This is a genomic window from uncultured Campylobacter sp. (assembly GCF_938018035.1).
Taxonomy (GTDB): domain Bacteria; phylum Campylobacterota; class Campylobacteria; order Campylobacterales; family Campylobacteraceae; genus Campylobacter_B.
Genome location: NZ_CALIJF010000093.1, coordinates 1 through 11,459, shown reverse-complemented (window position 1 = coordinate 11,459; position 11,459 = coordinate 1). Strand labels below are relative to the sequence as shown.

At 44.1% G+C, this 11,459-nt stretch carries 10 protein-coding genes and 1 pseudogene; 4 read left to right on the top strand and 7 right to left on the bottom strand.

What is annotated here, in order from left to right; genetic code table 11:
* The coding region (locus Q0257_RS03160) for an autotransporter domain-containing protein (RefSeq protein WP_298020397.1) at positions 1 to 395 on the top strand (395 nt) is incomplete at its 5' end.
* Positions 396 to 759: 364 nt separating this feature from the next.
* Here the strand turns inward: Q0257_RS03160 and Q0257_RS03155 are convergent.
* The 7 genes and pseudogenes from Q0257_RS03155 to Q0257_RS03125 form a co-directional block, all read right to left on the bottom strand.
* Complete coding sequence (locus Q0257_RS03155) at positions 760 to 1,425, bottom strand: class I SAM-dependent methyltransferase (RefSeq protein ID WP_298021442.1); 666 nt, start codon at positions 1,423 to 1,425, stop codon at positions 760 to 762.
* Between the two features lie 543 nt (positions 1,426 to 1,968).
* Positions 1,969 to 2,388, bottom strand: a pseudogene (locus Q0257_RS03150) (ABC transporter permease subunit); the annotation flags it as partial.
* Positions 2,389 to 2,486: 98 nt separating this feature from the next.
* Positions 2,487 to 2,999: a pyridoxamine 5'-phosphate oxidase family protein gene (locus Q0257_RS03145; protein WP_298021439.1), complete on the bottom strand. Its 513-nt coding sequence runs from the start codon at positions 2,997 to 2,999 to the stop codon at positions 2,487 to 2,489.
* A complete protein-coding gene (ftsZ, locus tag Q0257_RS03140) occupies positions 3,000 to 4,160 on the bottom strand; it encodes a cell division protein FtsZ (RefSeq protein ID WP_297963201.1) in 1,161 nt (386 codons plus the stop codon).
* Positions 4,161 to 4,182: 22 nt separating this feature from the next.
* Complete coding sequence (gene ftsA / locus Q0257_RS03135; RefSeq protein ID WP_298021436.1) at positions 4,183 to 5,550, bottom strand: cell division protein FtsA; 1,368 nt, start codon at positions 5,548 to 5,550, stop codon at positions 4,183 to 4,185.
* A complete protein-coding gene (locus tag Q0257_RS03130; RefSeq protein ID WP_298021433.1) occupies positions 5,543 to 7,000 on the bottom strand; it encodes a peptidylprolyl isomerase in 1,458 nt (485 codons plus the stop codon). Before Q0257_RS03130 ends, ftsA begins: the two co-directional genes overlap by 8 nt.
* A 132-nt stretch (positions 7,001 to 7,132) precedes the next feature.
* Positions 7,133 to 7,693, bottom strand: a complete 561-nt coding sequence (locus Q0257_RS03125) for a class II aldolase and adducin N-terminal domain-containing protein (RefSeq protein ID WP_298021431.1) — start codon at positions 7,691 to 7,693, stop codon at positions 7,133 to 7,135.
* A 64-nt stretch (positions 7,694 to 7,757) separates the two neighbouring features.
* Between Q0257_RS03125 and rsmH the strand changes: the two genes are divergently transcribed.
* From rsmH to Q0257_RS03110, 3 genes are all read left to right on the top strand, one after another.
* Complete coding sequence (gene rsmH, locus Q0257_RS03120) at positions 7,758 to 8,693, top strand: 16S rRNA (cytosine(1402)-N(4))-methyltransferase RsmH (protein ID WP_298021428.1); 936 nt, start codon at positions 7,758 to 7,760, stop codon at positions 8,691 to 8,693.
* Positions 8,694 to 9,598: 905 nt separating this feature from the next.
* Positions 9,599 to 10,411 carry a hypothetical protein gene (locus Q0257_RS13040; protein WP_366517489.1) on the top strand — a complete coding sequence of 271 codons (813 nt, stop codon included), beginning with the start codon at positions 9,599 to 9,601 and terminating at the stop codon, positions 10,409 to 10,411.
* The coding region (locus Q0257_RS03110; RefSeq protein ID WP_298021425.1) for a DNA recombination protein RmuC at positions 10,401 to 11,459 on the top strand (1,059 nt) is incomplete at its 3' end. The genes Q0257_RS13040 and Q0257_RS03110, both read left to right, overlap by 11 nt.

Genomic DNA, 11,459 nt, shown 5'->3' with positions numbered 1-11,459 from the left:
TTGATCTAAGCCAAAGTAATAAACTAGACGTTTATACTAAATGGCTATATGCTTACACGGATGATGCCGATGCCTCTATAAGCTCTGGCGAGAGATATCACTTTGATAGCGTTACATCTAATAGGCTAAGAGCAGGCCTAAGAGATACTATAAATCTAAAAGATGAGCATAACCTATACTTTGGAGGCGCATACGAATATGAGTTTAGCGGAGATGCTAAAGCATCTACTATGGGGCTTGACGCTCCTAAGCCTAGCTTAAAAGGCTCGACCGGAGTATTTGAAGCAGGCTATAAGTATGAGAGCAAGAACCTTATCCTTAGCCTAGGAGGCAAGGGCTACGTAGGCAAGACAAGAGGCGGCGCTATCAATGCAGGGTTTGAGATTATGTTTTAAATAAGAGATGTGTAAGCCCTGGCTCGCACATCTATAAAATTTCAAATCCTATATAAAATTTCAGGGGCGGAAGATTTCTCGCCCCTTTTTAAATTTAGAAGAGAATAAAATTCTAAGACCGCAGCCCTTAATTCGATTTGTGCTTTAAAATTTCAAAGTGCAGCGTATAAAAATTTTCAATTTTTATTTTATGCGATAAGCTACAAAAATTTAACTCATATTTTTACGCGATAAATTTAATATTATACGTAACTTACCTTCTATATACCACGAGCGATCGCCAGAGCAGATACGGTTGGTTATTTTCAAGATGATAAGCCGGCTCGAATATGTAATTCCAGCATTGTGAGAGCGGAGCGTTGCGCTAAACATTCACCCGCACGAACGCCCAGTGCATAAAATCCCGCTTTGGCTCGTATTTGCCGCTGTTAAAATACTCCGCCAGCCGCGCCTCTTCCGTTTCGCTTAGCTCGCCGCCGAGCATCCAGCGCGTCTTTTGCATAAACTCCTCCGCACTTTTCGCTCCGCCGCCGTGACACTGGGCCTTGATATAGCTGAGACTCGGCAGATAGCCCATTTGAAACAGGATGTTTAAAAGATAGACGAAGCCTGGCTTTTGCTCCACTTCGCGCCCTATCGCATCCAAAATATCCCCGTCCACGAAGCTGCCGCTTACTTTAAACGTGATATAAAGCGATTTTTTGGTCTTTGAAAGAAGCTTACTAAGCGCGGCTTTTAGATCATCCACCTCAAGGCAGCGCGAGGCAAAAACGAGATCGCACGCGGGTACGTCAGACCAATCGTCCTCAAAAGCTTTTTGCGCAAATTTTATATTTTTCGCGCCGTAAGCTTTAGCGTTCTCGCGAGCAAATTCCAGCATTTTGGGCGAAAAGTCATAGCCGTAAATTTTATCCACCTTTTCTGCCGCCAGCACGCTTAACGCGCCCGCTCCGCATGCGAAATCAAGCAGCGTGGAGACACCAGCAAAATCAACCTTGTCTATAAACTCGCGCGCGTAGGCGCTTTTCATCACGCCCTCGTTGAAGCTCGGCGCCTTTTTATCCCAATGCTCGGCCAGTTTTTTTGCCGAATGAGCTTTTTGCCTTTTGCGCCTTATAAAGCGCATCAAAGTCGATCTCATCGTAGTTTGAAGCTAAAATCATCATTATCCTTTCTAAAATTTATCGGGCAGATCGCACCGATTTTCGTTAAATTTTAGCGTAAATTTTCATATCGTAATCAAGCTGCTTGGAATTTTAAACCGTCAAGCAAAAGCAGCAATACATGCTCGCTTTTATATATTTTATCCGCCTCCAATCCTTTAAATTTTCACCGAATGATCGAAGCTAAATTTTAGAAAGTCCGCTCATAAATCAAAATTTTAGTCTGCCACTACGAACACGGAGAATGAATGCCCGAAGCTAAGCGTAGAATTTGAGTGCAAGCAAGAGTACGAATAGCCGGATACGAGTACAAAAAGACAAAGCTTAGGCGCAGTCAAATACCGCTTGCGGTATGCGTCATCGCTCGTACATTTGCTGTTCGTGATAGAAAGAAGCCCCCGTCTAGACCCCTACTTTTTCGTAATTTTATAAAGCAAATTTCCGATGCTTTGGATTATCTGCACGAGCACGATCAGGATCACGACTGTGTATGCCATTATATCGGGACGGAAGCGCTGAAAGCCGTAGCGGATCGCCACGTCGCCGAGCCCGCCGCCTCCGACTGTGCCCGCCATCGCCGTAAATCCGATGATGACGATGAGCGTGAGCGTAATCGCGCCGATGATGCTAGGCAGTGCCTCGACGAACATCACTCGAAAGATGATCTGCGTCTTGCTCGCTCCAAAGCTCTTCGCCGCCTCGATCACGCCGCTATCAACCTCCAGCAGAGCGCTTTCGATGAGCCGCGCGATGAAGGGCGCCGAGCCGATAGTAAGCGGCACGATCGCCGCGGTGGTGCCGATGCTCGTACCGATAAGAAGCTTTGTAATTTAGCGATACGAAATTTAAAATTAAAATTTGTCTAGCATTCAAACTTGAAATTTTAAGAAATCAAGCAATTTAAATTTAGATTTCTTAAAATTTAATTCTATAAAATTTTAGCCTTTGCAGTTACGGATTTTATTTTGAGTTCGTAAATTTTCGTGCGCTTTAATGATGCTTTGGAGGCAAACTCCACGCGCGACATGTAGTTTGGGGTATATTTTTCGCATAGTATCCGAAGGGCGTAAATTTTACGCTCGTCATCTTCTATTTCACTTGCTTCGCAAACGGCGATTGCGCTACGGTACTCCGTCGTATAAACTCTAGAGCCTAAAGCGGCAGCGTCGTTTGCGATAGATCGGTATTCTTCATCACTTGGGGTAGGAACGCGGTTATAGCTAACAAAAACCGCCGTTACCGCGCGTCCGTTTTGAAAGAGTTTTGCCTTTGTGCCGGCAGGCGCGCCGTGGATATAAATAATGTCTGCATCGCGCACCGGCGAGATAGGTACGCTAAAAATTTCGCCGCTATCGTCTATGCAGCTAAGCGTAGCGTATTCGCTCTCGTCGATGATTTTTAACGCCTCATCTTCGCTTAGCTGCCTATCTCGTCTGCGCATTTAGTCCATCTGGTTTCGTAGGAATGCGGGCTCGTCGAGCTCGTCGTAGGTTTCGTCCCCGTTAAAATCGCCGCTGCTTACCTTTTGTCTAGAAAAGATAGAATTTCGACCCATGCTCTCTAAAAGCGCCTTTCTGCGATCGGCTACGTTATCGCTGGCGACCTGCTTTTTTTCCTCGACGCTCCTTTCAAAGCCAGTGGCGATGAGAGTAACTTCGACGCGGTTGTTTTCCATCTTAGGATCGGTGGTGGTGCCCCAGGTAACGTCGGCGTCCTTATCTACGGTATCTTCGATGATATTCATCGCAGATTCGATCTCAAGCAAGGAGCAATCAGGCGACATCTTAAAATGCACTAACACGCCCATAGCGCCGTGAATGGAGGTATTATCCAAAAGCGGAGATTGGATCGCACTTTTTAGCGCTTCCTCCGCCGCGCCGTCGCCCTCGCTAACGCCGATACCCATAAGCGCCAAACCGCGGTGAGTCATTACCTTTTTAACATCGGCATAATCGACGTTGATATCGCTATCGCCGGACTCTAAGATCACGGAGATCATACCGTTTACGGCTTGGAATAGGACATTATCTACGATCTTAAATGCGTCTTTTAGACCGGTTTTTTTATCGATGATCTTTAATAAATTTTGATTCGGGATAACGATTATGGAATCGCACTCTTTTTTAAGCTCTTCAAGGCCTTCCTGTGCTAGTCGCATGCGCTTTTTACCCTCAAAACCGAAAGGGGTGGTAACGACGCCGATAGTTAGCGCTTTTTTCTCTTTCGCAGCTTTTGCAACGATAGGTGCGGCGCCAGTACCGGTACCGCCGCCTAGACCAGAACCCACAAAAACGATGTCGGAGTAGTCCAAGCGATCCTTAAGATCGTCATAGTTCTCCTCTGCAGCCATCTTGGCAAGCGCTGGATCCATACCGCAACCAAGGCCTTTGGTGGTGTTTTCGCCTAGTAAAATTCTAGTATTTGCGATCGACTTTTCTAACGCCTGTGCGTCGGTGTTAGCCACCATAAGCTCAACATCGGTTTTGGTAAATCCTTCGCGAATCATATGATTTATCATGTTGCATCCGCCGCCGCCGACGCCGATAACCTTCATCTTGGCACCGTAGATGCCCTTTCTTTCTTCCATGCTGTATCCTTTCACGAGTATCTCCTTAGCTTAAAATTTAAAACCAATTTTTCATAGACGACCAAATTTTATTGAAAAAATTCTGTCCGTCTTTTTTGGGAAGTTGGATATTTAGATCCTCCTTCTTAGCCGCACCGCTATCCGTTCTGACGCCCTCTTTTTCTATCGCCTTGCTGACCTCTTTTTCATAATATTCGTTCACATTTCGTTTCGGAGCCTTGTTTATAACTTCGTCTTTGTAGCGGAGTTTGCCGTTAGAGTCCATCTCGTAAGGGGTAAATTCGCCGAAACCATACATGCAAAGTCCTAGTGCGCAAGAATTTGAAATATCATCAGCAATCTCGTGTAGACCGCCCACGCTTTTTGCTCTTGCAACCCTAACGGAAGTATTATCAAAAACTATCGTCGCTAAATCACGCACATCGTCTAGCTTCGCCATACCGCCCGTGATTACGATACCTGCGCCTATGCGGTCTTTATAGCCGCTTCTTTCGATCTTATCGGCTATCATATCGAAGGTCTCTTTAACGCGAGCGAGGATGACTTGAGAGATGATCTCAAGGCTTATGATGTGGTTTTCTGACTCGCTATCTCCTAAAGCAGGCAATTCAACTTCGCTATTGCCTTGATTAATTAGATCGTTATAAGTAATTTTAATGTTTTCCGCATAAGGAAGCGGCGTGTGTAGAGCACGCGATAGATCGTTAGTAACGTTATTAGAGCCAAACATCACAACATCGTTATAACGCAAGGAATTCCCCAGGTGGATGACTATATCACATGTAGCGCCGCCCATGTCAATCAGCACTACGCCGAGCTCTTTTTCGTCCTTGCTAAGCGTAGATATGGATGATGCGTAGCCTGAAAGGACGATGTTATCTACCTTCACGCCCGCCATCTCGACGGATTTTTTTAAATTTTTAATTGAGCTTTCTGGCGCGATGACGATATGCGTAGATACCTCTAGGCGCGTACCGCTCATACCGAGGGGATCCTCGATGTGTTCCTGCTCATCGACTCTAAAATCATACGGAAGCACATGTAAAATCACACTATCGCTAGGCACATTTGCTTGCGCTTCGGCAACCTGCATGGCACGCTTTATTTCATCTAGTCCGATCTCATTTTCCATAGTTATGACGCCGCGAGATTTAACGCTTTTGGCGTATGAGCCGGAGATAGATATAATGGCTTTATCATAGCTTCTACCAGCGCCTTTTACTGCTGCTTTCACCGCCTGTTTTATTGAGCCCGCGGCTTGCTCTATGTTTGTTATGACGCCCTTTTTGATACCTAAAGTATCGGCTCCGCCAACGCCTAAGACCGTAAAAATGCCATCATTTTTAGCGATTATCGCGCGAATTTTAGTTGAGCCTATATCTAGACCTAAAATATACTCACTCACTGTCTTTACCTTTAAAATATCTTTCGGTTTTATAGCGCTTTTCTAGCATTTTGGTTAGATCATCTTGCAGATTAGAATTTAATAACGTGGTTATTCTATCGGCTACGATCGCTTTTTCTTTATCTATCTCTTCGCTGCTACCTAGGCTCTGCTGTGAAATTTTATATACTACAGCTTTGTCATCAAACATCACTATCCCTTCTTTCGTAGGCTTATTAAACATATCGATAAGAAATTTATAAAATTCGTCATCGCTTAGCTTGGTGTCGTTTTTACTATTAAGAGATAGCGTGCCGAAATCCTCGCCTTTGAAATTTTTAAGCGCATCTTGAGCTCTTTTTTCAAGTAGCTCTTTGCGTTTTTTTGTTTCAAATTCTTTAGAAGCCAAAGACTTAGCCTCTTCAAAGCTCATCTGCCTAGGTTGCTCTACACCGTTTAGTTTAGCAATCAAATATCCGCCTTTGTACTCGAAAGGCTTGATGACATCTCCTGGATTTGCGACCTCAATCTCAGATATTGGAAAATTGCTAGCCGTAGCAACTATAGTTTCATTAGTATCGATTTTGCCTTTTTTAATATCTGGAAAATCTTTTTTTGCGATTTTTTTAGCCTGATCCATTCGGTAATCTTTTAAGACATTAGGTTTGGCTTCTGCAAAATCCAATAGTTTATCATCCAGGCTTCTATACTCGCCTCTGTGCTCTTCGTAAAATTTACTTAGCTCGGTTTCGTTTACGTCCGCACTGCTAGGCGCTACGAAATAGGCTCCTAAATTATATTTTTTCTCCGTCATAAAGTGCGATTTCTCGCCTTCCCAAAATTTCTTTAGCTCGTCGTCGTTAAAAGTGACGTTAGCATCGGCGTAGATTATCTCTGCGGAAACCTTATCCTGCATCAGCTGCGATGCTGCAAATGCTTCTACGATCTTAGGGCTAGGCGTTATTTTTAGCGCTTTGCCGAGCTTTTCTAAAGTTAGGACCTTTTGTAGATTGCGCTCAAATTCCTTTTTAGTAAGTCCTGAATTCCTTACGACATTATCGTAAAGTTCCTTACTAAATGCGCCATTTTCTTGGAAATTCGGCGAGTTTAGCACAAATTCCGCCACATCTTTATCACTAGCCTTAACGCCTAAGTCTTTAGCAAAATTTAGAAAATACGCCTCGCCGATTAGCTGATCTACTGCGATCTGATCTAGATGCATATTTTTGGCTTGTTCTTGAGTAAATTGCCCATCGCTCATAGCACTCAGCCTGTTGTATAGTTCGGAATATTTTGTGTTTAGTTCTTGATTTGTTATGGAAATCTGCCCTACTCTAGCGATTGAGCCTGCGCGGTTAGCGTTCATATCATATGCGCCCCAGCCGACGAAGCCTGCGCCCACGAAGGCTATCGTGCTTATCCAGATCGTCGGTATAAGCGACTTCTTATGCTTTTGCATCCATTCTATCATCTAAATCCTTAAATAGCTAACTAAAGAAATTTTTTGTTAGTAATTATACAGATAAAACCTTATGTAAGGCTGAAAAATAGGCATTTTTGGCGAATTATAACGCGTTAGTAAATGATTTGGTATACATTAATCTTAGCTTAGCAAAAGCAGCTTTGAACTCATTTCTAAAATCGCTATTTTTTTCGCCATTTGCTGCGCGCTCCTTGCATGAGCAAAAACCCCATAGCCGCGAATCACCATTATATCGCTATTTTCATTTATCATATAGTTACAAATTTCGTACGGCGCACGCTCGTGCCAGTCGTCGTAGCTCTTAGGATCGTAAATTTCAATGCGCTTAAATTTGCTCACCCCAAAGTAATCTCGTGGCAAAATAAAATCATGCTCCAGCGTATATGCGACGAGATACGGCGGTGTCGCGTAGGTTACAAATTTCGCCTCTTTTATATTTTTGTAGATATTTATATGTATGTCGCTATCGATGCTAGCATCCTGCCAGCGGTAGTCTTTTTTTGAAAACAGCGTTATAAAATCATCCCTATCCAGGCTATCGAAAATCGCGTCTTTTTTGTTGATCAAAAATTGATTTTCTTTAATTTTTGCTGAAATCGAGCCGTGAAAGATCCCAAAAAGCCTATCTCTAAACATCGAAAGCGAAATTTTGCGTAAAATTTCATAATAATACTCGTCCATCTCTCGCCTTTGTAAAAAATTTCGCTATTATATAGGATTAGAAATTTCAAAAGGATAAATTCAGGTGCAAGCTCCACATATTCCGGTACTTTTTTCGCAAACGATCGCAGCATTTTCGCAGCTTGAAGACGGCTATGTTATCGACTGCACGCTAGGCTACGGAGGGCACAGCGAGGGCATTTTGAGCGCTAATTCGCAGCTTAAACTCATCGCTTGCGACAGAGATGCCGAAGCGATAGAATTTTCGCGCGAGCGGCTCAGTAAATTTAAAGATCGCATAGAAATTCACAAAGCAAAATTTAGCGAAATTTTAGAAATTCTGCCCGAGCAAAAGCTCCGCGCAGTTCGTGGGATCTTAGCCGACATTGGCGTTTCGTCGCTTCAGCTAGATAAAAACTGTCGTGGCTTCTCCACTAAAAGCGACGCGCTGGATATGCGAATGGATGCAGGCGCAGCTCTAGATGCGGCATATGTCGTAAACAGCTACTCGCAAGCGAATCTGGCGCGCATTTTCCACGAATACGGCGAGCTAACAAACGCTAACGCAATCGCTGCTAAAATAGCTACTGCACGGGCTAACGCGCCGCTAACAAGCGCTAAAGCTTTGGCAAATTTAATCGGAACGAAGCCCGTTAAAGGGCGCAGCATCAGCACGGCTACGCTAGCATTTCAGGCGATCCGCATCGAGGTAAACGACGAGCTTGGCGAGCTAAAACGCCTACTTGATCTCATCGAACAAAAATCGCGCGATTCAATTCTAACTAATGCAACTGTCGCTATAATCTCGTTTCATTCGCTTGAAGATCGCATAGTAAAGGAACGATTTAAGGCGTGGGAACGTGATTGCGTCTGCCCTAGCGAGTTTATGCGCTGCGAATGCGGCGGCGGGCATTCGTTAGGCAAAATCCTAACCAAAAGCCCGATAATAGCGGACGCGCAAGAGCTTGCGCAAAACTCGCGAGCAGCGAGCGCAAAGCTAAGAATTTTTCGGCTAAAATGACCGCCTTTGCTTGCTATGAATTTTAAATTTTGACGAAATTTTGTAAAATTTACAGATTTGCAGGCATTAAATTTTAAAATTTTATGGAATTTTAAAATTCGGCTTACAAAAATTTTGCTTTTAGAATTTATGATATTTTCAACGTTATTTTAAACACGCAATGGCTAAATCATAAAATTTAGCGAAAAATTTAACGTTTAATTTTACGCTAAATTTAACGTATAATTTTATGAGATTTGGTTGCTGCATATTTTAAAAACTAAGTGGCAACATAGATACAGAACCGAGCGAGAGTTAAAATTTGGCGCCTAAAGCAAGCGGCGTAATGCCAAATCTCGTTCTTTGCTTTAACGAAATTTTGTAGACGAGCCGTAATTTCATTGATTTTTTTAGATGATAGAGCTTATCTTGCAAGCGATATCCTTCGCTTAGCGTTTTAAGGCGCATCGAAGACGCAGTGAAATTTTAAGCGGTTTTTCAGACGATTTGACAAAATTTTATAAGATAAGCTGAGTAAAGCGAACTTGATTTTTACCTATCAAAATGAATTTCCCAAGCAGGCGGTGCAAAAAAACGAGCAAAATTAACGCGATGCTTCTTTTGAAGCTTCTGCTGCTATACAATATCGTGCAAAGAGCCAGCCAAATAAACGAAATAGCCCGTTAAAGTGAAATTTTGCTTTTGCTGGCCGAGATATAATTTTGCGAGTTAAGATAAAATTCCATTTACCGAGGTAAAATTGCAAAGAAAAATTTTGCTCGTGATTTTGGCTTTTAAATTTTACCTTAAGGGCCCATTGCTGGGTACACGCTAGCTGCGGGTTTCGAGCAGAATTTTATCTTGACACAGGCGCCTTAGCGGCGAGTAAAGATAAGATCGTGGTTTTAAATTTATGGAGATTTTAGATGAATAAATATGAATATTTTGCCGACGACGATGACGGGCACGACTTCGCAGGAACATCCGATCTAGCGGGCATAGAGCTTGCGAAAAGACGAGCTATGGAGGATCTGACGGATGAGGAGCTAGAGGATAAGCTTGCCGCGGATCTTTCCGTAAAACGAAACTACGCGGGCGCAGCGGGCGGTTACGACGATTTTACCGGCTTGGAATTCGAAAGTTCAGGCTTCACAAACGCCCAAAACTATCTAAATTCCGAAAGCGGCGGAACAAAATTTAATAAAAACAACAAAGTAAAATTAAAAGGACGCGACGACGCAAATCTTTCAGCCAATCGCGGCAGCGAGAAATCCGCAACTGGAGCGAGCTACGGCGATTTTGTAGGTGCCAATTTTACCGGCAAGGTGGATTATGCGGCGTTTGTGGGTGCGAACTTTACAGGTACACAAAATCAAAATTACGCAGATCTGGGCGCGCATGATTATGCAAGCTTTGCCACAGGGCGCGGTTACGGCAGTTTCGCGGGCGCACAGGACGAGCTGCTACGTAACTACGACGCCGAGAAAAAAAAGGAGAAAAATCTCACGCTTTATCAGCTTTTAGTCGTTTATCTGCTGATCGGATTTGCGTTTTTGCTGACGGTGCCGGCGATTTACATCCGCAACGAAATTTATTACATCAGCCGCGACATCGCCGCGCTTCGCACTAAACACGAGGTTTTGCTTGAGGAAAATCGTGCGCTTAACAACGATATCGAATATCTGCGCTACAAAAATGAAATTTTAGATCCGCAAAGCGTGCAAGAAAATGGGCGCTGATGGGATTTTGCTCGCGGCGTTTGCGTTTTTTGCTGCGCTAGTGCTTGCCCTGCTGATCGCGCTCGTGCTACAAAACCGCCGCATAAGCGATGCAAACTCCACGCTTAGCGAGCTTTTAAACGAAAGGCTCACAGCTCAAAGTGCGAGAGCAAGTGCCGAGCTTTTTAAGCTAAATCAAAGCCTAAACGACGGCTTTAACGATAAGCTCTATTATCTTAATAGATCCCTAGGCGAGGGCTTGCAGCGCCAAAATAGCGCGCTTAGCGAGAATTTAAGCTCGCTGGATCGCGGCTTTAAGGACATAGCGGAAAATTTAGCGCGAATGAGCGAGCAAAATAAAACTTCGCTTCAGGTGCGTGACGAAATTGCAAGGCTAAACTCGATTTTAGGCAATGTAAAACTACGCGGCAACTTCGGCGAGTACCGATTAGAGAGAATTTTATCGATGATCTATGGGCAAAACACCGCATTTTATGAGCTGCAAAAGCATCTACCAAACGGCAGGATCGCAGACTGCGCGCTGCATATCGCAAAAGAAAAAATTCTTTGCATCGACTCAAAATTCCCACTTCAAAGCTATGAAAAGATCATCGCTGCCTCCGCCTCAAACGACGCCGCAGCGCTTGCTAGTGCGGATAAGCAACTCGCCTCCGATATGAAAAAGCACGCCGCAGATATCGCGGAAAAATACATCATACCGCCTCTTAGCACGGAGTTTGCGGTGCTATTTGTGCCCAGCGAAGCGGTTTTCGTCTACGTCTGCGAGAAGCTGCCGCAGGTGCTTGAATACTGCGCGCAAATCGGCATTTTTGCGGCATCACCCACGACGCTGCTGGCGCTTTTAGGCACGATCCGAACCTTCGTAAAAGACGAGGCGCTCGTGCAAAATATAAAATCGGTAAAAGATGAAATTTACGCGCTAAAATCGGACTTTGAGGCGCATGCTAAGTATGCGACGGCGCTTCAAACATACGCAGATAAGCTCGCCGCGCAAGCGGAGCTTTTAAACAAAAATGCAAAATCTCTAAAAGCCCGCTTTGAGCGTTTT